Below are 22,531 nucleotides of genomic sequence, written 5' to 3'. Positions count from 1 at the left end.
GGGCCTAGTGCTCGACCGGAGGCCCGGCCGCGCGTGCGGCGGACCGCCTGCGGCGGGGCCTGGTAGGTGCCTTCGCGGCGGGCTCGGGTTCGGGCGCAGCGGGCTCCTCTGAGTCGCCGGAAGAAGCCTCTGGCACGTCTTCGGCCTCGGTGTCCTGCGCGACGTCACCGTCAGCGTCCTCGGGCGTCGTTTCCGGGTCGCCCGGAGCCGGCGCGCTCTGGACGACCTCAACAATCTCGTCGACCTCGTCGATCACGTCGTTATCCGGCTCGTCCTCCGCCGAGACGCCCTCTTCGTCGTCCTCGTGGTGGCCGTTCGCCGCCGCCATCGCCTTGAACATCGGGTGCTCGCCCTGCGGATGCGGTGGGGTGCGGGCGACCACTACTTCGGGCTCATCTGCCTTGCCCTTGCGGGAACGCTTGGCACGCCGCCCCGTCTCCGGCTTCTTGGCGCCGGTCGCCGCGGTGCCGGCGTTATCGACCGGGTCGACGTGCAGCACGATGCCGCGCCCCGCGCAGTGCGCACAGGTCGACGAGAACGCCTCGATGAGGCCTGTGCCGAGTTTCTTACGAGTCAGCTGCACCAGGCCCAGCGATGTCACTTCCGACACCTGGTGGCGGGTGCGATCGCGGCCCAGCGCCTCGGTCAGACGCCGAAGCACCAGATCCCGGTTCGATTCGAGCACCATGTCGATGAAGTCGATGACGACGATCCCGCCGACGTCGCGCAGGCGCAATTGCCGAACGGTTTCCTCGGCCGCTTCCAGGTTGTTGCGGGTGACCGTCTCCTCCAGGTTGCCGCCGGCACCGGTGAACTTTCCGGTGTTGACGTCGACAACCGTCATGGCCTCAGTGCGGTCGATGACGAGCGTGCCGCCGGAAGGCAACCACACCTTGCGGTCCAGCGCCTTGGCCAGCTGCTCGTCGATGCGGTGCACCGCGAAGACATCCGGACCGTCGGCGGGCTCATAGCGATTGATACGCGAAAGAAGATCTGGAGCAACGGTTTTCACGTATTCATCGATGGTGCCCCACGCCGCATCACCTTCGATGATGAGCTTGGAGAAGTCCTCGTTGAACAGGTCGCGGACCACCTTGACCAGTACATCGGGCTCCTCGTAGAGCGCCACGGCAGCACCGGATGCTTTAGCGGAAAGGTCCGTCGAGCTCTGCTCGATGCCCTGCCACTGTTCTTGCAGCCGCTGCACGTCGGCGCGAATGTCCTCTTCGCGCACGCCTTCTGACGCGGTCCGAATGATGACGCCGGCATCCGAGGGGACGATATCGCGCAGGATCTCCTTGAGACGCTGCCGTTCGGTGTCCGGGAGCTTGCGGCTGATTCCGGTCGAGGACGCACCCGGCACGTACACCAGGTAGCGACCCGCTAGCGAGATCTGGGTGGTCAGTCGGGCGCCCTTGTGCCCCACCGGGTCCTTGCTGACCTGGACCAAGACATAGTCGCCCGACTTGAGTGCCTGTTCGATCTTGCGGTTCGAACCGCCCAGACCGGCAGCGTCCCAGTTGACCTCACCGGCGTACAGCACACCGTTGCGACCACGGCCGATGTCGACGAAGGCGGCCTCCATCGAGGGCAGCACGTTCTGCACCACACCGAGATAGATGTTGCCCACCAGCGAGGCGGACGCGGCCGAAGTCACGAAGTGCTCGACGAGCACACCGTCCTCCAGGACCGCGATCTGTGTGTACCGGGCGCCCTCGTGCGGCGACTCGGTACGGGTCTTGTCCCGAACCACCATCACCCGGTCGACGGCCTCACGCCGGGCCAGGAACTCCGCCTCGGTCAGGATCGGTGGGCGGCGCCGTCCGGCATCACGCCCGTCGCGGCGGCGCTGACGCTTGGCCTCCAGGCGGGTGGACCCGGAAATACCCTGAATCTCGTCGCCTCGCTCAGCGCGGGGCTTGCGCTCATGCACGACGGTGTTCGGCGGATCGTCCTCCGACGCGCTGTCACCCTCGTCACCACTTCCGGCCTTGCGCCGGCGGCGGCGGCGCCGACGACGGCTGGCGCCCTCGGGCGTGTCGCCATCTTCGGCATTCGATTCGTCGCCGTCTGCCGCAGCGTTGTCACCATCAGCGTTCTCGGCAGCGTCCTCGTCATCGGCGGTCTCGCCGCCCTCGGCTGTGGAGTCCTCCGAGGATTCGTCGGAACCGTCGCCACCGGCCTGCTCGCCACGGCCCCGTCCGCGCCCGCGACGCCCCCGCCGCCTGCGCCGGTTGGCCGGACGGTCACCGTCGCCCTCGGCTTCGGCCTCGGGATCGTCTCCGTCGCCGGAGTCCTCATCGACGTCCTCGGCGCTCGCCGCTACGGCGGGCGCGGGGCGATCCTCCTGCGGCTCGGGAGCCTGCGGGGCCACGAAAAGCGGCCCGTAGTCGTATGCGGTGGGTCCCGCGCTCGCCGGTGTCGGTACCGCCGCGGCCTCGATGATGGTCGGTTCCGCGACAAGGATCGGCGCGGTCGGCGGGGCGTCGGGATCCTCGGCAGGGCTTTCGGCGACGGCCTTCGCCGGGGCCTCGGTCTCTGCCGGTGCCACGGGCTCCGCAGCAGCGGTGGGTTCCGCCTCGCCGGCAAGCGCCTCGCGCACCTTCGCGGCGTCCTGCTTGTCGACGTTGGAATGGGGGCTGCGGGCGCGACCGTCCAGCTTGGACAACGCGTCGAGCACGCGGCGGGTGGAGGTCCCGAGGACTCGCGCCAGGGTGTGCACCCTCAGCTTCTCGGGTAGTTCTCCCTGCTCAGCAGGGGCTTGCGGGGTGTCCGGCGCTAGCGCGGCGTGGTCCCCTTCTGGAGCGCTGGTGTGTAGGTCTTCTGGTAGCTCATAGTCGGCCACTTATTCTCCTCAAGCCCCCGGGCGCGTCCTTCAGACGCGGCCACGCGAGGGCTTTTCTCTCTATGTACCCGGGCTAGGTCCGGGTTTGTGGGGGTCTTGCTCCGAGCGATCCGTAGCTGCGATGCCGCAGTTCCGAACCCACCCAGTGCCTGGCTGGAATGATGGCTTGACGTGCTGCAATGGTAATCGCGCTCGCCGTGTCGTCATTCGGGCTTCCGGCCGGCCCCTATTGGGGTCGAAGTGCCGTGGCCCACACTCAGTATCCCATACGAATCAGACGGCGGGCACCAAGCCATGAACCCGCGCGATCCGCAGGGTCACAAAACGAAGCGAGTGTGCGATTTACGTCGAGATTTCAGGAGAAACCGACGCAAACCGCACACTCGCGGATTCAGATCAGATGGATTGGGTCAGAGGGCCGGGAACCAGAGCGCGATCTCACGCGCCGCCGACTCGGGTGAGTCGGATCCGTGCACCAGGTTCTCCTGGGTCTCCAGGGCGAAGTCGCCGCGGATGCTGCCGGTCGCGGCCTTCTCCACGGGATCGGTGCCACCAGCGAGCTGACGGAAGGCGGCGATGGCGCGCGGCCCCTCCAGCACTGCTGCCACCACGGGCCCCGAGGTGATGAATTCCAGCAGCGAGCCGAAGAACGGCTTGTCCTTGTGCTCGGCATAGTGCGCGCTTGCCAGCGACTCCTCGACGTTCTTGAGCTCGAGGGCAGCCAGCGTCAGGCCCTTGCGCTCAATACGGTTCAGCACCTCACCGACAAGTCCCCGCCGCACACCATCGGGCTTGATCAAAACCAGCGTCCGCTCAGTCACGGGCGACAGCCTACTGGTCGGTAGTAGTCCCCCGCTGACCCGGCAGCTCCCCGCGGCCCTGACGGTCCCGGACCTGGTTGCGCATGTACCAGATCAGCAACCAGACACCTAGAAACAACAGCCCGACGAAGCCGATGGCGGCGTGCACGAAGAAACCTGCCACCAGCACCACCTGGAGTGCCAAGTTGGCCTGAAGCGCCCACGGCCGGCCCTGCATGCCCGAGAGCAGGATCATGGCGACGGCGACCCCGATGAGGTAGATCAGCGACAGCGGCGAGAGCCCGCCGCCCACCATCTTGACCACCGGTACCGCCAACAACACCACGATGGTCTCCAGGATGAGCGTGCCCGCCATCACCCCACGAAATCCCCGCCAAGGGTCAACCGGAGCTTGGCCGTCCGTCTCCTGATTCTCGCCCTCGGGGTTGCTCACTGCGGGTCCTTTCCGAACAGTGTCCGTGCCGCACCCGCGGTGACGACCGACCCGGTGATGACGATGCCAGTGCCGGAAAAACCTTCCGCTCCCCCATCTTCGGCGGCCTCCTCCACCATCGCGGTGGCGGTTTCGATGGCGTCGAGCAATGTGGGCGCAACGACCACACGGTCCTCACCGAAGAGTTCCAGAGCGATACCGGCCAAGGCATCCGTCTCCAATGCGCGCGGAGAACCGTTGTGTGTCACCACGATCTCGTCGAACGCAGGCTCGAGGGCGGCGAGAATCCCGGGCACGTCCTTATCGGCCATCACGCTGATCACACCGACCAGACGCCGGAAATCGAATTCGGACTGCAGGGTGTCCGCCAGCGCGGCCGCACCATGGGGATTGTGCGCGGCGTCCAGGAAGACCGCGGGCGCACTGCGCACTCGCTCAAGCCGCCCGGGAACGATCACCGATGCGAATCCTGCTCGTATCGCATCGATATCGAGCTGACGGTCGCTGCCCGCACCGAAGAACGCCTCCACCGCGGCCAGCGCGACAGCCGCGTTATGCGCCTGATGCTCACCGTGCAGCGGCAGAAATATCTCCGGGTAGACCCCGCCGAGCCCCTGCAGTTCGAGCACCTGCCCGCCCACCGCGACCTGGCGCGACAACACCGAGAACTCAGAGCCTTCGCGAGCCACTGCCGCATCCGCTTCCACTGTTTGGCGCAGCAGCACTTCCATCGCCTCGGGGGCCTGTTGGGCGATAACGGCAACCGTATCGGGACCCGCCTCACCGGTCATCGCATCAAGCTTGTGCCGCTTGATGATTCCGGCCTTCTCATTGGCGATGGACGCGAGGTCCGGGCCCAGGAACTCAACATGGTCGATACCGATCGGAGTGATGACAGCGACCGGGGCGTCGATGATGTTGGTGGCATCCCAACGCCCGCCAAGCCCGACTTCCACCACTGCGATATCGACGGGCGCGTCCGCGAACGCCACAAATGCCATGGCGACCAGCACCTCGAACTTGCTCATCGCGGGCCCGCCCTGCTCCTGCGACCGCTTGTCCACCAACTCCACGAACGGCTCGATCTCGGAGTAGATCTCCACGTACTTCGCCGGTGAGATCGGTTGACCGTCGATGGCGATGCGTTCGACGGCCGACTGCAGATGCGGGCTGGTGGTGCGTCCGGTGCGCCGGTGCAGTGCCGTCAGCAGGGCGTCGATCATCCGCGTCACCGAGGTCTTGCCATTGGTCCCGGCGACATGGATGCACGGATACGCCCGCTGGGGCGAACCCAGCAGTTCCATCAGCGCGACGATGCGGTCGGTGGACGGCTCGATCTTCGTTTCGGGCCAACGCTGGTCAAGCAGATACTCGATCTGCAGCAGGGCCGCGATCTCGTCGGGCGAGGGCTCGATGCCCAGTGACTCGCTCACGCCAGCCCTGCCAAACGAGCGGTGATCCGCTCGACCTCCTCGGTGGCCACCTGCTGACGAGCCCGAATCTTCTCGACGACAGCGTCAGGCGCCTTCGCCAGGAACGCATCGTTGCCCAGTTTGCTTGTGGTGCCGTCGAGTTCCTTGCGTGCGGCAGCCAGATCCTTCTCCAACCGTCGCCGTTCCGCCTCGACGTCGACGGTGCCGGAGGTGTCGACCTCGACGGTCACGGTGGCGCCGGACAATCGGACCTCCACCGAGGCTGTCGGGCTGAAACCCTCTTCGGCCGGGGTCAGCCAGGCCAACGACGTCACGGCGGCGAGCTGGCCTTCCAGTCCGGCAGCCGAGACACCGGCCAGCCGCGCCGCGACCTTCTGCCGGTCGCCCAGACCCTGATCGCTGCGGAACCGGCGGACCTCGGTCACCAGCTTCTGCATGTCGGCGATGCGTTGCACGGCAATGTCGTCCAGCTCGATACCGGATTCGGTCGGCCACGCGGCGATGACCACCGACTCCTGGCCGGTGACCGTCTTCCACAGCACCTCGGTGACGAACGGGATCACCGGATGCAGCAGCCGCAGCAGGGTGTCCAGCACCGTCGCCAGCACAATCCGGGTGCTGTCGGGCTTCTCGGCCAACTGCACCTTGGCCAATTCCAGGTACCAGTCACAGAATTCGTCCCAGGCGAAGTGGTACAGCCCCTCGCAGGCCACGCTGAATTCGTACCGATCGAGCGCGGTGTCCACCTCGGCTCGCACCTGTTCCAGGCGGCCCAGGATCCACCGGTCAGCGTCGGTGAGGTCGGCGGCGTCGGGCAACTCACCCAGCGCGGCACCGTTCATCAACGCAAATCGGGTGGCATTGAACAACTTCGTGGTGAAGTTGCGCGAGGCGCGCGCCGCGTCCTCGCCGATCGACAGGTCACCGCCGGGGCTGGCGCCACGGGCCAGAGTGAAGCGCAACGCATCCGCGCCGAACATCTCCACCCAGTCCAGCGGGTCGATGCCGTTGCCCTTGGACTTGCTCATCTTCTGGCCGAACTGATCGCGGATCAGACCGTGCAGGAAGACGTTGTCGAAGGGCACCTTGCCCCCATGTAGCACCGGATCGTCGGCCACGAAGGTGCCGAACATCATCATCCGAGCCACCCAGAAGAAGATGATGTCGTAGCCGGTGACGAGAACGCTTGTGGGATAGAACTTCTCCAGCTCCGGGGTGGCATCGGGCCACCCCATGGTGGAGAACGGCCACAGCGCCGAGGAGAACCAGGTGTCGAGCACATCGGGGTCCTGCACGTAACCCTCGGGCGCGGTCTCGTCGGGTCCCAGACACACGATCTCGCCGCCCGGGCCATGCCAGATGGGGATGCGGTGGCCCCACCACAGCTGACGAGAGATGCACCAGTCGTGCATGTCGTCGACCCAGGCGAACCAGCGCGGCTCCAGGCTGGCCGGGTGAATCACGGTGTCACGGTTGCGGACCGCATCGCCGGCGGCCTTGGCCAGCGACTCGACCTTCACCCACCACTGCAGGGAAAGACGTGGCTCGATGGGCTCACCCGAGCGTTCGGAGTGCCCGACGCTGTGTAGGTACGGGCGCTTCTCGGCGACGATGCGGCCCTGCTCGGCCAGCGCCTCGCGCACCTTCACCCGCGCCTCGAACCGGTCCATCCCGTCGAATTGCGTTCCGCTGTCACAGATGCGGCCGTGGATGTCCATGATGGTGGGCATCGGCAAGCCGTGCCGCAAACCGATCTCGAAGTCGTTCGGGTCGTGGGCGGGCGTGACCTTGACCGCGCCGGTACCGAATTCGGGGTCGACATGGGTGTCGGCGACGATCGGGATGCTGCGGTCCTGGAACGGATGCGGGAGCTCGGTGCCGACGAGATGCCGGTAGCGCTCGTCATCGGGATGCACAGCGATGGCGGTATCACCCAGCATCGTTTCCAGACGAGTGGTCGCCACCACCAGGTGCGGCTCATTGTCGTCGAGGGAGCCGTACCGGAAGGACACCAGCTCGCCCTCGACCTCGTCGTACTTGACCTCCAGGTCCGATATCGCGGTCTTCAGCTCGGGCGACCAGTTGACCAACCGTTCGGCCCGGTAGATCAGCCCGGCGTCGAAGAGCTTCTTGAAGATGGTGCGCACCGCCCGGGACAGGCCCTCGTCCATGGTGAATCGATCGCGGCTCCAGTCCACACCGTCACCGAGACGACGCATCTGCCCCCCGATGGTGCCGCCGGACTCGCGTTTCCAGTCCCACACCTTGTCGATGAACAGCTCGCGACCGAAGTCCTCTTTGGTCTTGCCGTCGGCAGCCAGCTGCTTTTCCACCACCGATTGGGTGGCGATGCCCGCATGGTCCATGCCCGGCAACCACAGCACCTCGTAACCCTGCATACGTTTGCGGCGGGTCAGCGCGTCCATGAGGGTGTGGTCGAGCGCGTGGCCCATGTGCAGGCTGCCGGTGACGTTGGGGGGCGGCAGCACAATCGAGTAGCCAGGCTTGTCACTGGTGGGATCGGCGGTGAAGTACCCGGCGTCCACCCAGCCCTGATAGAGATCCGCCTCTACCGCTCCCGGGTCCCATGAGGTGGGCAGGGAGCTGGCGGCGTTCGTATCAGGGCTTTGGGTCACCCATCAGATTCTAGAGTTGTCTGTCGCGCCCATTTTCACGGGCGTTTTCACGCGCCCAGAGATGACGAAACCACCCGGCGAACAACGCACCGGGTGGTTTCGTGTGAAGGTGTGCGGCGGTGCGGCTACTTCTTGCCGCCGAGGAGTCCGCCCAGGATGCTGCCGAGGGCGTCGCTCCCGCCCTTGCTGCCGAGCACGCTGCCCAGGATGCTGCCGAGCGGGTTGTTACCGCCCGCAGCGGCCCCGCCACCGACGGCGCTGCCGAGGATGTTGCCCAGGATGTCACCGATGCCGCCGCTGGCCGCGGGGGCCTCGGCAGGCGCGGGCGCGGCGCCGCCGCCGGTGAGCTTCTTGGCCACGAAGGCCAGGACGATCGGGGCCAGAATCGGGAGCAGCTGCTTGATCAGGTCGCTGTTACCCGCACCGGCACCGGCCAGCTTCTGGGCGACATCGTCGGCGTTGTTGTCGCCGAACAGCGAGGCGACCACCGCGCTGCCCGCGTTCTGGTCGACGTCCTCAACGTTCACTCCGCCGTCGAGGAGAGTGCTCGGGGCGCTGCTGACATTGGCCTGCAGATCAGCGGCCTTGTCCGGGTCGTCCGCGTTGGCCTGCAATCCGCCCACCAGCAGCGGAACCACGGATTTGATCGCCTTGTCGGCCGTCTCGCTGTCGACCCCGAGCTTCGCTGCGATCTGGTCGGTGGGAATCTCGTTGAGCAGCTCGTCGAGTGTGGCCATGGGTCTCCTCCTAGATAACTGGGGTTTGGTAAACCTTAGCCAAGCAGATCAGCCCCTAGTGAACGAATGCCGAACATCACAACCCCAGACCCTTTACCGCTGTGGGGTCCACCCATAACGTCGAGCTATGAGCGACCACATCGTCGTGGTTGGTGCCGGTATCGCCGGCCTTGCCACCGCAGTCGCGTTACAACAGTCCGGACGTGATGCCGTCGTTCTCGACGATCGTGACGGCTCCTCCGCCGGATACGCGATTACCTTGTGGCCCAACGCACTAGCAGCCTGCGACGCCCTCGGCGTTGGTGATGACGTGCGTGATGTGAGTGCGCGCGTGGAGGCCGGCATGGTGCGCTGGCACGACGGACGAATACTGCGAGAGCCTCCGAACGGACAGCTCACCAAGGCCGTGGGCGAGCCGGTGGCGGTCACCGAACGTGATCAACTCCTCGCGATTCTGGCTGCCCGGCTGGCACCGGGAACGGTGCGCTATGGCGCCCGGGTGAGCAACGTTCGGGACGGGCTGCACGGAACTTCCGTCGAGCTCGCCGACGGCCAGTCACTGACCGCCGCCGCCGTCGTCGGGGCCGACGGAATCGGATCGTTGGCCGCGCAATATCTCAACGGGCCACTGTCCTTCCGATACTCCGGATACACCGCCTGGCGCGGCATCGCCGATATCGCGATTTCGGATGAGCTGGCCGGGATCACCGTGGGACCGGGAATCGAATTCGGCCACCTGCCTATGCCCGGCGGCCGCACCTACTGGTTCGCGGGTGAACGGTCGCACGAGGCGCAACGCGCATCCGGCGGCGAAATCGACTATCTGACAGGAAAGTTCGCCGAGTGGGCGAAGCCCATACCCGACCTGCTGGGCCAGAGCGGCGAGTCCTCGGTGCTGCGTGGAGACATCTACGATCGCGGACGACTGCGGCGAATCACCGGCGGCCGGGTCGTGCTGGTGGGTGACGCCGCGCACCCGATGCGACCGCACCTGGGCCAGGGCGGATGCCAGGCACTCGAGGATGCGGCGGTACTCGGGGCGGCCATATCCGAACGATCCTCTCTCCCAAGCGCTTTCCGCGAATACGCGCGCAGACGAAAGTCTCGCACTCGCACGGTGGTCGCCCGCAGCCGCCAGATCGGACACGCGACATACGCGCGCCCCGTGGCGTTGAGCGGATTGTTGATGCGCGCTTCGGGACGGGTACCCGCCTCTCTGTTCTGGCGACAGCTGCAGAACATCGCCGGATATGACGCATCTGACATCGCGGTTCACCCATAGGATTCCCCTGTGTCCCACCCCGAGCCCGCGCCCAGCGCCAGCCTCAAGGACTTCTGTATCGACGCGATACAGCCCGTTCCCGTCGCCAAGTTCTGGGCGGCGGCCATCGGCGGCGAGGCCGATATCGACGAGGCCGGTGAGGCGCTGATCCGGCGCGGCAAGGATGTCGACATCTGGGTCAATCGCGTACCGGAGGCCAAGTCCGTCAAGAACCGTGTGCATTTCGATGTCTACGCCCGCGCTGCCGAGGATCTCGTCGCGCTGGGCGCGACGGTGCTGACGGAGGAGCCGGAATGGGTCGTGATGGCTGATGTCGAGGGCAACGAGTTCTGTGCGTTTCTGGACCCGGGACTCGAAAGTGACACGCCCGCAAAACTCTTCGCGGTGTGCACCGACAGTGACAAACCGGTCGAAATCGCCCAGTGGTGGCATGGGCTCGTGGGTGGAACGCTCACGCCCGGGCCCGACGGCACACCGCGGTGGCTGCGTGGCGCCGCCGGCTGGGGTGAGCTGATCTGGAAATTTGTCCGGGTTGCCGATGAGCGCGTGGTGAAGAACCGCTGGCACTGGGATGTACGAGCCGACGCCGCCGAATTGGTGCACGGCGGCGCCCGCGCACTGCGCGGTCCCGATACCGATATCCGCTGGACCGTGCTGACCGACCCGGATGGAAACGAGTTCTGCGCCTTCGGTTAGGCCGCCGTGCCCGCCTTCAGTTAGGCCGCCAAGCCCGCCTTCAGTTAGGCCGCCGTGCCCGCCTTCGGTTAGGCAGCCGTGCCCGCCTTCGGTTGGACGCGCTTGCCCGGAGTCGCCAGGGCCGCTGCGATCGCGGTCGTCAACGGAACCGAAAGCACCAAGGCGATACCGCCGACCGCGGATCGGGCGATCTCGATCGCCACACCCTCACTGGTCAGCACATCCCCCAAGGATCGATTGGCGACACTGAACAACAGCATGAGCGGTAGCGAGTTCCCCGCATATGCGAGCACGAGGGTGTAGACCGTACTGGCGATGTGGTCGCGCCCCACCCGCATGGCACCGAGGAACACGTCCTTGCGCGTAGAACCGTCGCCCAGCTCGGCCAGTTCGAAGACCGTTGAGGCCTGCGTGACGGTCACATCGTTGAGAACACCGAGCGACCCGATGATGAACCCGGCCAGCAGCAGCCCCGATATCGACACTCCCCCCATGTACGCGGCAACTTCGTTGTTCTGCTCGTCGGAGAGACCGGTCAGGTGCGTCACCTCGATAACAACCCAGGACAGGGCCGCCGCGAAAAGCATCGCGGTGAGCGTGCCCAGGAGCGCCGCACTGGTACGCATGCTGACACCGTGGGCAAGGTAGATGACCACGAACAGGATCGTCGCCGACGCGACCAGGGCCAGCGGCAAGGCGGGCCCACCGTCCCTCAGCGCCGGAAGCAGGAACACCGCCAGCACCAGGAATGCCACCAGGATGCCTACCAACGCGCGGAGCCCACGCCAGCGCGCCACCAGACAGATGACGATCGCGAACGCCGCGGCGACAGCGACCAGCGGCCAGGTGCGTTCGTAGTCGTAGAAGCTGTAGGTGGTGGCGCCCTGCGCGTCGACCTGTCTGGTGATCCGGATGTGCTCGCCGGCGGCGAGAGTCGGTTGTCCCCCGCCGGAGGTGAACTCCAGCTGGGTCTTCGCACCCGAATTCGGGCCGGACGTGATGGCGATCAGGTCGAGCGCACACGTCGATTCGGGCGTCTGTCCCCCGGTGGGATCGGCGGTCAGCACCTGCCCGGTGGATGGACTGCCGCATTCGCCGAGGCGCGTCGACAGCACCGTGCCCGACTCCGTGGTCACCGCGCCACCGTGCGCGTTTTGGTAGGGCAGCGGAATGTCCACGGTGCGGTGCTCGGGCCACAACGTCACCAGCCCGATGAGAACCGCGACGCCCATCGCGGCGAGCAGGCCCACCACGATCCGGGCCGCGTTGGATCCAAGGGGCGCCGGCCCTGTCGACATCGCGTGGGAATGGCTATGAGAATGCGACACGCCTGTCAGGGTAGAGGTGGCAACGCGTTCAGCTCCGCCTCTGTGTTCACGTTCACGACCCAATTCGGGTCGGATATCGAAATTCGTTGCGCACCAACGTGCTCAACGAGTGCGCCGAGTCGGCGTTCCCCGGCGGTGGTCAATTCATCAATGGTGTCGCATAGGCCTACGTCATAGACGCCGGCCAGGTAGTGATCCCGGCCGCCGGCAGTGGCAAGGACGATGCGGCCGGTGCCGGTCGCGAGCTCCTCGATGAGTGCCGCGCGCACCAGCGGCATATCGACGGCGCAGACAAAGGCTCTGCGTGCCCCCACTCGCGCCGCGGCCCGTAGCCCCTGCCCCAGCGCCACCAGTGGACCCTGGCCGGGCTCACGGTCGGCGATGATGACCGCGTCCACATCGGCAATGTCCTGAGACGGCCCGCGCACCACAATCACCGGTGCGCATCGTGAACCCACCGTCTGCACGATGCGTTGTGTCAGCGTCTGTCCGCCCCAGCGGATGGCCGCCTTATCGCGCCCCATGCGGCGCGACGCCCCGCCGGTGAGCACCACCGCCGCGAGTTGGTTCATGGAAGAAAGGTACGCACAGATGCCAACAAGCCACCAAGAGGCGGGTCACCGAAGGTTCCGCTCTTGATGGCTTGTTGGGGTGGTTCTCTGTTGCTCGGGGTCTAGCCGCGCCGTCCGCAGACGGGCCATGCGCCGATCCCCTGACGGGACAGCACGTTCTCGGCAACCCGGATCTGCTCCTCGCGCGAGGCGAGGTGCGGGGAGCCGGCTCCGCCGTTGGCACGCCAGGTGCCCATGTTGAACTGCAGACCGCCGTAGTAGCCGTTTCCGGTGTTGATTCCCCAGTTGCCACCGGACTCGCACGCGGCGATGGCATCCCAGTTGACCGGATCCGCACTCGCTGTTCCAGCCAGTGCCATCGGAGCCGCGACAAGTGCAGCGGCCATGGCCCCGAAAGCAGCACGCGTGGTGAGCGTTTTGCGGATGTAATTCATGTCTTTCCTCTCGCCGGGTACGCACCGAACACCACCCGCTCGCGGATACCGCGGCGGGTTCAGGCACACCTCCAGCGAGGTGGACATCGTCGTCGGATCGCGCCGTCTCGGTCGGGCGCGACATGGGAGGCGGCTGCTGCCTCACCGGCTCATGGTGACCGGCGGCCAGCACCGCCTAACGGCGTTCCTGGCCCCATTTACACACAGGGTTCACGGTTCGGAGTTTTGCTCCGATTTCTTGACGTGTCGGACCGTACGGAACCATTCAGCGAAAGTCATCTCGCGACACGCGGATCCCAAACCAATAACGAAACAATTACAGAACCAATCTTCAGCGACTAACCCCAGGTCGCTTAGGAAATTCTCAGGTTCTCATAGGTTCGCCTCTACCAGGGATAAGTGAGTTAGATCACGGTCAATTTGTGAGCCGCGCCACGAATGCGGCAAATCACTCAAGTAACATTAGGAACTTTAACAACACACGGCGTGGCGAATTGACAAGTTCACTCTATTCACTCTGTTATCAATTGCACCACTATTTGCCATTTACCAATTGCGGCACACTATTAACGAGAAAACAATGCGGCCATTCCCTCGCCTCGTTGGCAATGCAAGTGAGACACACTGACATGCAGACTGATTCGCCGCTCGAATGCCAAAAGCGCAGTGCGCGTGCATCATACGCGACACGACTGCCGCAACTAGGGCGTCTCCCGGCTTGCCACTCAGAACCACTTGCGGCAGAGGGCCTTTCAGTACTACTGGATTAGCAGCGTAATGCGACGACAGCGATCTTGCGCGACGTCACCGGGACGGTGGTCGGATAGTTCTGCGCATCGCGCCCCGCCCCCACATCCGTCACCGGGGACTGCTTCTCCACAGAGGTGACCGTGCACTTGCTCAGGTCGCCACCCCCGCTTCGAGTGATGATCACCCGATACCCGTTGGCCTTGAGCTCGTTGATGACATCGTTGGCGTTGCCACCCGAAGGAGCGGCTGCCGCTGTGTCTGCGCCCCCCAACGAGACACCGATCATCGCCACTACTGCTGCTATCGCAATCAGCGACTGCCTCACGGCCTTCTCACCTCGCATCTAGGGCATGAAGGTTGCGTTCCACACCGGCTGCCCGGAACATCAACGTCTCTGCATCCTACGAGAGCAACCGCACATTGCGCGCGAGGAGACGCCGAAGCATCCGAACGAGCGGACGACAAAGAAGCCAAAATGCGTGCTGCCGACGCTATTTCCTCGGCAGCACGCCAGCACCTAGCTGACGGTCCAGGTGTCGCGACCGGTCAGCAGCGCCTGCAGCGCCGCGGTGTCGCTCGGCTTGGCGGCCGCAGCGGTGGTCAGCTGCTCACGAGCCAGATCGTCGTACGTCGGCCGCTGCACGCTGCGGAACACACCCATCACGGTGTGCTCCAGATCCTGCTCGGACAACCGCGACAGCGCGAAGGCGTAGGCCGGATCATCCGAGTGTGCGTCGTGCACCACGATGTCCTCGGCCTTCACATCCGCGGTCTTGGCCACTTCGAGTCCGAAACCCGAACGGATGACGCAGAGTTCGCCCTCGGCACCGAAGGTGATCGGCTGGCCGTGGCTCACGTTGATGACGCGCTGCTCGGCGCCTTCCTTACGCAGCAGGTCAAAGGACCCGTCGTTGAAGATCGGGCAGTCCTGCAGGATCTCCACCAGGGCCGAACCGCGGTGCGCGGCTGCAGCACGCAGCACCTCCGAGAGACCCTTCTTATCCGAATCCAGGGCCCGTCCCACGAACGTGGCCTCGGCTCCCAGGGCCAGCGACACCGGGTTGAAGGGGTAGTCCAGCGAACCCATCGGGGTCGACTTGGTGACCTTGCCGGTCTCCGAGGTCGGCGAGTACTGGCCCTTGGTGAGTCCGTAGATCCGGTTGTTGAACAACAGGATCGTCAGGTTCACGTTGCGGCGCAGGGTGTGGATCAGATGGTTGCCGCCGATGGACAGCGCGTCACCGTCACCGGTCACCACCCACACCGAAAGGTCCTCGCGAGCCAGCGCCAGGCCCGTCGCGATGGCCGGGGCACGCCCGTGGATCGAGTGCATGCCGTAGGTATCCAGGTAGTACGGGAACCGGCTCGAGCAGCCAATGCCGCTGATGAACACGATGTTCTCGCGCTTGAGTCCTAGCTCCGGCAGGAATCCGCGGATGGTGTTGAGGATGACGTAGTCACCGCAACCGGGGCACCAGCGCACTTCCTGATCGGAGGTGAAGTCCTTCGACTTCTGCTCCACATCGGTGGTTGGCACCAGAGCATTCGCGGTCAGGCCCAGATCGGTACCGGCCAGGCCACTGATCCCGTTGATTCCATTCAAAACGTCAGTCATGCTCGATCCCCTACGGCCACCGCGGATTCACGCGCGAGAACGGCCTTCTGGCTTTCCTTTTCGGCGAGCGACCCGTCCAGGGCCGCATCGATGATTTCTTCGACCTCATCAGCGAGGAAGGCCATACCCTGCACCTTCGTCACCGACTGCACATCCACCAGGAACTTGCCGCGCAGCAGCAGCGACAACTGTCCGAGGTTCATCTCCGGCGCGACAACCTTCGGGTACTTGCGCAGCACCTCACCCAGGTTCCCCGGGAACGGATTGAGATGGCGCAGGTGAGCGTGAGCCACCTTGAGTCCCTTGCGACGGGCGCGCCGGCATGCCTCGCCGATGGGGCCATAGGAGCTGCCCCACCCGATCATCAGCATTTGTGCGTCACCGGTCGGATCGTCAACCTCCAAGTCCGGCACGGTGATTCCGTCGATCTTGAGCTGGCGCAACCGCACCATCAAGTCGTGGTTGGCCGGGTCGTAAGAGATGTTGCCCGAACCGTTGGCCTTCTCCAGGCCACCGATACGGTGCTCCAGACCCGGGGTGCCCGGAACTGCGAACTGGCGGGCCAGCGTCTCCGGATCCCGGTTGTAGGGTGCGAAGTCCTGGTCAGGCGAGGCGAAGGTGTGCTCAATCGCCGGATAGCTCGCGATGTCCGGAATGGCCCACGGCTCAGAACCGTTGGCGATCGCGCCATCGGACAGGATCATCACCGGGGTCCGGTAGATCAGTGCGATGCGCACCGCCTCGATGGCGATGTCGAAGCAGTCCGAAGGCGAACGCGGTGCGAGCACCGCGATGGGCGACTCGCCGTTGCGGCCGTACAGCGCCTGCAACAGGTCGGCCTGCTCGGTCTTGGTGGGCAGGCCCGTCGACGGTCCGCCACGCTGCACGTCGATGACCAGCAGCGGCAGCTCTGTCATGACCGCCAGACCCACGGCCTCGCTCTTGAGCGCCACACCGGGGCCGGAGGTGCTGGTGACGCCCAGGGCACCACCGAACGACGCCCCCAGAGCCGCGCCGATTCCGGCGATCTCGTCCTCTGCCTGGAAGGTCAGCACATCGAAGTTCTTGTACTTGCTCAGCTCGTGCAGGATGTCCGATGCCGGCGTGATCGGGTAGGTACCCAGCACCACCTTGGTGTTCGCAAGCCGACCCGCAGCCACAACGCCGTAAGCCATCGCGGTGTTACCGGAAACCTGTCGGTACTCGCCCGGCGGCAGCGATGCCTTGGCCACCTCGTAGGTGGTGCCGAAGGCCTCCGTGGTCTCGCCGTAGTTCCACCCGGCACGGAAAGCCAGGATGTTGGCCTCGGCCACATCGGGCTTCTTCGCGAACTTCTCGCGCAGGAACTGCTCGGTGCCCTCGAGCGGGCGGTGGTACATCCAGGACAGCAGCCCCAACGCGAACATGTTCTTGGTGCGTGCGCCGTCCTTCTTCGAGACGCCGGCAGGCTCGACGGCGCCGAGCGCCAGCGTGGTCATCGGAACCTGGTAGACGACGTAATCCGACATGTCGTCGTGCTCCAGCGGGTCGGACTGATAGCCGACCTTGGCCAGGTTGCGCTTGGTGAACTCATCGGAATTGGCGATCACCATGCCACCGCGCGGAAGGTCGCCGATGTTGGCCTTGAGCGCCGCCGGGTTCATCGCCACCAGCACGTCGGGCCGGTCGCCCGCGGTGAGGATGTCGTAGTCGGCAATCTGGATCTGGAAGGACGAAACTCCCGGGAGCGTGCCCTGAGGGGCCCGGATCTCTGCGGGATAGTTCGGCTGGGTCGCGAGGTCATTGCCGAAGACGGCAGCCTCAGAGGTGAATCGGTCTCCGGTGAGCTGCATACCGTCACCAGAATCTCCAGCAAACCGGATGACGACCTTTTCCAGCTTCTCCGATACGGCTCCGTCGCCCACCGGTGACCTACCTTTCACGACGAACTCTGGCGGTGACGGTACGTACGCCACCATTCCGCAGAGTTTTCTGTCACTCTCGGTACCGATTATTGCACTTTCATACCGTTGACCTTGACGAGGGCATACCGGCAGGCACAGAACTTGACACCTGTCGAGTTCTGCCCTGCCGCCTGGCCTGTGCCGTTGCCTCACTACCCGCCAGTAGACGTGAGGCAAATCACAGGGAGAGGCCAAGCATCTGCTTGGTTGCCTCGTGGTGCCGTCACCGCGGGCCGGCCATCCAAGGGTGTGACACCCCGGCTCGACAACAGGTCCAGAATGAGAAGCATGACCGGGCACCGGATACCGACGGTTGGCCACCACGAGGAAGTCGGGCCGGGCGAGATCGGCGAACCCGATATCGCCGTCACCGGCGCGAAGGACGTCGCCGCGGGAATGACCGCTGTCGGCGTTTCCCTGCAACGCGGCCTCGAACAGATGGGTCCATTGCGCACCGCCGCAACGCTGTCCAAACTGAATCAACGCCACGGCTTTGACTGTCCCGGATGCGCCTGGCCTGAAACCCCGGGGCACCGCAAACTTGCCGAGTTCTGTGAGAACGGCGCCAAGGCAGTCGCCGAAGAGGCCACCAAACGCACGGTCACCCCTGCATTTTTCGCCCAGCACTCGGTGGAGGAACTCCGCGAACTACCCGAGTACTGGCTCAGCCAACAAGGTCGTCTCACCCACCCCATGGTGCTGCGCCCCGGCGAATCGCATTACCGGCCCATTGAGTGGGACGACGCGTACGCGCTCATCGCCGATGAGATCAGGGCGGCCGCCGATCCGGACCGGCTGGTTTTCTACACCTCAGGGCGCACCAGTAATGAAGCCGCGTTCTGCTACCAGCTGCTGGTCCGCAGCCTGGGCACCAACAACCTGCCCGACTGTTCCAACATGTGCCACGAGTCTTCGGGCACCGCGCTGACGGACTCGATCGGAATCGGCAAGGGCTCGGTGTCGGTACCCGATATCGAGCACGCGGACGTCATTCTCATCGCCGGCCAAAACCCCGGCACTAACCATCCGCGCATGCTTTCGGTACTTGAGAAGGCAAAGGCCAACGGCGCCAAGATCATTGCCGTCAACCCACTCCCCGAGGCCGGACTGCTCCGGTTCAAGGACCCGCAGAAGGTCAACGGCGTGGTCGGGCACGGTGTGGCCATCGCCGACGAGTTCGTACAGATCCGGCTCGGCGGCGACATGGCGCTCTTCGCAGGGCTCGGCAGACTGCTGCTGGAGGCCGACGACGCGAACCCCGGCAGCATCGTCGACCGGCAATTCATCGACGATCACTGCGCAGGATACGAGGAATGGGCCGCGCGGACACGGGCGGTTGATTGGGACACCGTCACGCAGGCAACGGGTATCGACATGGAGCAGCTGACCAGGGTTGCCACACTCCTGGCCGAATCACAGCGCACCATCTTCTGCTGGGCCATGGGCCTGACCCAGCACCGGCATGCGGTCGCCACCATCGGTGAGGCGACCAACCTGCTACTCATGCGCGGCATGATCGGCAAGCCGGGGGCCGGGGTGTGCCCGGTGCGCGGTCACTCGAACGTTCAGGGTGACCGCACCATGGGCATCTGGGAGAAAATGCCCGAATCCTTCCTAGCCGCACTGGATTCCGAGTTCGGCATCGAGACTCCCCGGAAGCACGGGTTCGATACGGTAGATGCGATCCGCGCCATGCGGGACGGCAAGGCCTCGGTCTTCATCGGCATGGGTGGCAATTTCGCCTCTGCCACCCCCGACACCGCCGTCACCGAGGCCGCGCTACGCAATTGCGCACTGACGGTGCAGATCTCCACCAAGCTCAATCGCAGCCATCTGGTGAATGGGCGCACCGCGCTGATCTTGCCCACCCTCGGACGCACCGATCGAGACATCCAAGAGTCGGGTAAACAACTTGTCTCCGTGGAAGATTCGATGTCCATAGTGCACCTCTCGCGTGGCAGTCTGCATCCACCGAGCCCCGTGCTACGCAGCGAGGTCGCCATCGTCTGTCAACTGGCGCGCATCGTCCTGGGACCGGAACACCCCGTGCCATGGGAAAGGTTTGTCGACGACTACGACACCGTCCGCGATGCCATCTCGCGGGTAGTACCCGGATGCGCCGACTACAACACCAAAGTCCGTCAACCGGATGGGTTCGCCTTGCCGCATCCGCCGCGCGACGATCGCCAATTCCCCACCCACACCGGTAAGGCCAATTTCTCTGCGGCACCGCTGGAGTGGGTGCCGGTACCGGCAGGCCGACTGGTGCTGCAGACACTGCGCAGCCATGACCAGTACAACACCACTATCTACGGCCTCGACGACCGCTACCGTGGCGTCAAGGGCGGCCGCCGGGTCGTCTTCGTCAATCCCGAAGACCTTGCGGCATTTGGGTTATCCGAGGGTGCGCGAGTTGATTTGGTGTCCGAATACCCGGGCGCCGACGGAGTGCTCGAGGAGCGGCGCGCCGAGGACTTTCTGGTGGTGCCGTACTCCACCCCGCGCGGTAACGCCGCCGCCTACTATCCAGAGACCAATCCACTTGTGCCCCTGGACCATGTTGCAGAACGGTCCAACACTCCGGTGTCGAAGGCCGTCGTAATCCGTCTGGTGGCTCGTGGGTAGGGTCACCGACAGGCGCAAGATACGCCGCATCGACGGGGTCGGACGGGGCGAGCGCAGCGAGACTCTCGTCGTCGAGGAGCCCTTGGAGATCCGGGTCAATGGGCAGCCAGTAGCCGTCACCATGCGCACCCCTGGATCGGATGTCGAACTCACCCAGGGATTCCTGCTCACCGAGGGGGTCATCACCGGCCGCGACGATCTGCTGACCGTGCGCTACTGCCAGGGCGAAGGGCCCGACGGCCTGAACACCTACAACGTCCTGGATGTGGCCCTCGCCCCCGGCGTTCCCGCCCCCGACCCGGCGGTGACGAGAAACTTCTACACCACCTCGTCCTGTGGTGTCTGCGGCAAGGGATCGCTGGAGGCGGTGCGCACCATCAGCCGCTTCTCCCCCGGCGACGACCCGTCCACCATCGAATCGACCACGCTGGTGGGCCTGCCCGACAAACTTCGCTCGGCGCAAAAGGTTTTCGCAACCACCGGCGGGCTGCATGCCGCGGCCCTGTTCACCACGGACGGCACCATGTTGGTGGTCCGCGAGGACATCGGACGGCATAACGCGGTGGACAAGGTCATCGGGTGGGCACTCGAAAACAGCAGGGTGCCGCTCACCGGGACCGCACTGTTGGTCAGCGGGCGGGCCTCCTTCGAACTCGCCCAGAAGGCCACCATGGCGGGCATTCCCATCCTGGCCGCGGTGTCGGCGCCGTCGTCGTTGGCTGTGGATCTCGCGGCGCAATCCGGGATGACGCTGGTGGCGTTCCTGCGTGAGGACAGCATGAACGTCTACACCCGGGCGGATCGGGTGCTCTAAGCCTCCGGCACCTCGACGGCGATCTCCCTGCCCAGCGAGTAGCCCGGCGCCAGCGGTAGGTCATCTCCGCTCCAGAACGATCCCGGATCGAAGTAGTTCGAGCGCTTCTCGGTGATGAGCAACCCCATCTCCTCGAGAGTGATCGCCACCGTCTCGGCGCAGAACGCCGTCTCCAGCCCGGCTTGCCGTTTCTTCGTGATGTCCCGCTCGGCCACCTCGCGAACCTTCTTGTGCACGAAGGGAAGTCCTCGCGTGAGATCGCTGACCGTGGGAAGCCGGCCGCGCATCCAGCGACCGGTCAGCCGTGCGGTGGCCGGAAACGGCGTCCCGTCCATCCGGGCCACCACGCGCAATGCGATGTCTTCCTGCTCACGGGTTATCCGCGGGCTCAGCTGCCGCAGCCAGCACCGCTGTCCATACACGTGCGCCCATCGCTCGATCGCCTGACGCGCATCGTGCAGTTGCACCCCCCGATGGTTATCGCCGGTCCACACATCGGTGAGCTTGTTACCGAGTTCGGCATGCCACATCAGCGGCGGCAGATCATCGATGGCCACCGTCATACCGACGTGGTTGACCGGGCTGTTCGACAAGGTCTGGATGAGGCGATCGGGACCCGACCGTCCACGGAACACCCAGATGTCGCCCGTCCGCGTCGCATCGAGCGCCTCGTCGATCGACACGGCACCTATCTCACTCATTCCCGCACCGTAGCCTGGAGCGATGGCCAACATGTGGAAGTGGCTCGGGCTCGCCGGGGCTGTCGGGGTGGCAGCAGGAGGCGTGCTGGTCGCCCGCGATCAACGCAAACGCGAGGCGTACACGGTCGATGAGATCCGCGACCGGTTGCATCAGCGACTCGGTGAATCGGGCGCGGGGGCTAGCGAGTCCTCACACTAACTGGAGCGCCAATTCTGCAGGCCGACGAAGGCCATGGTCAGGGCGCTGGTGGCACTGTCGACGACATCGTTGGTGTCGGCGTCGGGCTGTACCAACTCGGCTACCGCGTTGGCGCCGATCGATAGCAGCAGGCTGGCCGCCGTCGTGAGATCGGCGGAATCCCAGAGTCGCATCTTTTCGCGACGCGCCAGGTCGATTGCCAGCTCGCCGGCGAGCAGCCGCATCTCGATGTTCACGGCCCTTCGCACCTCGGTGGGTGCGGTGTACCGCTCGGTGACGACAAACCGCAGCTGATCAGGGTTTTCCTGTACCTGCTCGGCAAGGATGCGCATGGCTTCGGCCAACGTCGCCGGTTCGCGTCGACGTATCTCCCGGGCGATCCCCCGGGCGATACGCATTCCCTCTTCGGCCAGCGCGACACCCAGGTCATCCAGGGACGCGAAGTGCCGGTAGAAGGCCGTCGGCGAGATTCCTGCGCCCCGGGCGACGTCGCGCAGGCTCAGTCCCGAGAACGCCTGGGTGCGTGAAAGCTCGAGAGCGGCTTCCATCAATGCGGTGCGGGTGCGCAGTTTCTGCTCACCGCGAACCGTGTCACGTCGCGCGGAGGCGCCCGCATGCGAGCTCCGCTCTCGACGACTGGTCATGGCGATCACTGTATCGCTGTGAT

19 protein-coding genes are annotated in these 22,531 nt (G+C 65.3%); 5 read left to right on the top strand and 14 right to left on the bottom strand.

Going from position 1 to position 22,531, the window contains the following annotated elements; all coding sequences use genetic code 11:
- Positions 1-4: 4 nt before the first annotated feature.
- The 6 genes from BB28_RS08530 to BB28_RS08505 form a co-directional block, all read right to left on the bottom strand.
- Entirely contained in the window at positions 5-2,845 is a 2,841-nt protein-coding gene (locus BB28_RS08530) for a translation initiation factor IF-2 N-terminal domain-containing protein (protein WP_109550600.1), read from the bottom strand.
- A gap of 410 nt (positions 2,846-3,255) precedes the next feature.
- Positions 3,256-3,666 (bottom strand): nucleoside-diphosphate kinase, encoded by a 411-nt coding sequence (ndk, locus tag BB28_RS08525; protein ID WP_046253179.1) that lies wholly within the window; start codon positions 3,664-3,666, stop codon positions 3,256-3,258.
- A gap of 10 nt (positions 3,667-3,676) precedes the next feature.
- Positions 3,677-4,021 (bottom strand): DUF4233 domain-containing protein, encoded by a 345-nt coding sequence (locus BB28_RS08520; RefSeq protein WP_101312220.1) that lies wholly within the window; start codon positions 4,019-4,021, stop codon positions 3,677-3,679.
- Between the two features lie 74 nt (positions 4,022-4,095).
- On the bottom strand, positions 4,096-5,532 hold the full coding sequence (folC, locus tag BB28_RS08515; protein ID WP_046253177.1) for a bifunctional tetrahydrofolate synthase/dihydrofolate synthase: 1,437 nt from the start codon (positions 5,530-5,532) through the stop codon (positions 4,096-4,098).
- Positions 5,529-8,168, bottom strand: coding sequence for a valine--tRNA ligase (locus BB28_RS08510; RefSeq protein ID WP_046253176.1), 2,640 nt, complete (start codon positions 8,166-8,168; stop codon positions 5,529-5,531). Before BB28_RS08510 ends, folC begins: the two co-directional genes overlap by 4 nt.
- A 125-nt stretch (positions 8,169-8,293) precedes the next feature.
- On the bottom strand, positions 8,294-8,905 hold the full coding sequence (locus tag BB28_RS08505) for a DUF937 domain-containing protein (protein WP_030095120.1): 612 nt from the start codon (positions 8,903-8,905) through the stop codon (positions 8,294-8,296).
- 127 nt (positions 8,906-9,032) lie between these two features.
- On the opposite strand from BB28_RS08505, the gene BB28_RS08500 reads away from it, so the two are divergent.
- Entirely contained in the window at positions 9,033-10,187 is a 1,155-nt protein-coding gene (locus BB28_RS08500; protein WP_046253175.1) for an FAD-dependent monooxygenase, read from the top strand.
- A 9-nt stretch (positions 10,188-10,196) separates the two neighbouring features.
- Complete coding sequence (locus BB28_RS08495; RefSeq protein WP_046253174.1) at positions 10,197-10,883, top strand: VOC family protein; 687 nt, start codon at positions 10,197-10,199, stop codon at positions 10,881-10,883.
- A 68-nt stretch (positions 10,884-10,951) separates the two neighbouring features.
- Here BB28_RS08495 and BB28_RS08490 read toward each other — a convergent pair whose 3' ends face one another.
- The 6 genes from BB28_RS08490 to BB28_RS08465 form a co-directional block, all read right to left on the bottom strand.
- Positions 10,952-12,211: a YibE/F family protein gene (locus BB28_RS08490; protein WP_170225404.1), complete on the bottom strand. Its 1,260-nt coding sequence runs from the start codon at positions 12,209-12,211 to the stop codon at positions 10,952-10,954.
- A 5-nt stretch (positions 12,212-12,216) separates the two neighbouring features.
- A complete protein-coding gene (gene mobA, locus BB28_RS08485; RefSeq protein WP_046253173.1) occupies positions 12,217-12,783 on the bottom strand; it encodes a molybdenum cofactor guanylyltransferase in 567 nt (188 codons plus the stop codon).
- A 101-nt stretch (positions 12,784-12,884) separates the two neighbouring features.
- Positions 12,885-13,217, bottom strand: coding sequence for a transglycosylase family protein (locus BB28_RS08480; RefSeq protein ID WP_046253172.1), 333 nt, complete (start codon positions 13,215-13,217; stop codon positions 12,885-12,887).
- 766 nt (positions 13,218-13,983) lie between these two features.
- Positions 13,984-14,292 (bottom strand): hypothetical protein, encoded by a 309-nt coding sequence (locus BB28_RS08475; RefSeq protein ID WP_046255672.1) that lies wholly within the window; start codon positions 14,290-14,292, stop codon positions 13,984-13,986.
- Positions 14,293-14,484: 192 nt separating this feature from the next.
- Positions 14,485-15,582 (bottom strand): 2-oxoacid:ferredoxin oxidoreductase subunit beta, encoded by a 1,098-nt coding sequence (locus BB28_RS08470; protein ID WP_030095113.1) that lies wholly within the window; start codon positions 15,580-15,582, stop codon positions 14,485-14,487.
- Entirely contained in the window at positions 15,579-17,540 is a 1,962-nt protein-coding gene (locus tag BB28_RS08465; RefSeq protein WP_046253171.1) for a 2-oxoacid:acceptor oxidoreductase subunit alpha, read from the bottom strand. The genes BB28_RS08470 and BB28_RS08465 overlap by 4 nt, the downstream gene beginning before the upstream one ends.
- 273 nt (positions 17,541-17,813) lie before the next feature.
- Here BB28_RS08465 and BB28_RS08460 point away from each other — a divergent pair, with 273 nt between their 5' ends.
- Both BB28_RS08460 and fdhD read left to right on the top strand, forming a co-directional pair.
- The gene (locus tag BB28_RS08460; protein ID WP_046253170.1) at positions 17,814-20,150 is read left to right on the top strand and encodes an FdhF/YdeP family oxidoreductase; all 2,337 of its coding nucleotides are present in this window, start codon (positions 17,814-17,816) and stop codon (positions 20,148-20,150) included.
- Entirely contained in the window at positions 20,143-20,964 is an 822-nt protein-coding gene (gene fdhD, locus BB28_RS08455) for a formate dehydrogenase accessory sulfurtransferase FdhD (protein WP_046253169.1), read from the top strand. The genes BB28_RS08460 and fdhD overlap by 8 nt, the downstream gene beginning before the upstream one ends.
- Here fdhD and BB28_RS08450 read toward each other — a convergent pair.
- Positions 20,961-21,647: a guanylate cyclase gene (locus tag BB28_RS08450; RefSeq protein WP_191985266.1), complete on the bottom strand. Its 687-nt coding sequence runs from the start codon at positions 21,645-21,647 to the stop codon at positions 20,961-20,963. The two genes, fdhD and BB28_RS08450, sit on opposite strands and share 4 nt — an antisense overlap.
- Positions 21,648-21,687: 40 nt before the next feature.
- Here BB28_RS08450 and BB28_RS25325 point away from each other — a divergent pair, with 40 nt between their 5' ends.
- A complete protein-coding gene (locus tag BB28_RS25325) occupies positions 21,688-21,864 on the top strand; it encodes a hypothetical protein (protein ID WP_046253167.1) in 177 nt (58 codons plus the stop codon).
- Here the strand turns inward: BB28_RS25325 and BB28_RS08445 are convergent.
- Positions 21,861-22,517 carry a TetR family transcriptional regulator gene (locus BB28_RS08445; protein WP_046255671.1) on the bottom strand — a complete coding sequence of 219 codons (657 nt, stop codon included), beginning with the start codon at positions 22,515-22,517 and terminating at the stop codon, positions 21,861-21,863. The genes BB28_RS25325 and BB28_RS08445 overlap by 4 nt on opposite strands.
- Positions 22,518-22,531 lie beyond the last annotated feature (14 nt).

The sequence above is a fragment of the Mycobacteroides chelonae CCUG 47445 genome, assembly GCF_001632805.1.
In the GTDB taxonomy this organism is placed as follows: domain Bacteria; phylum Actinomycetota; class Actinomycetes; order Mycobacteriales; family Mycobacteriaceae; genus Mycobacterium; species Mycobacterium chelonae.
This window is presented reverse-complemented; position numbering and strand designations above follow the sequence as displayed.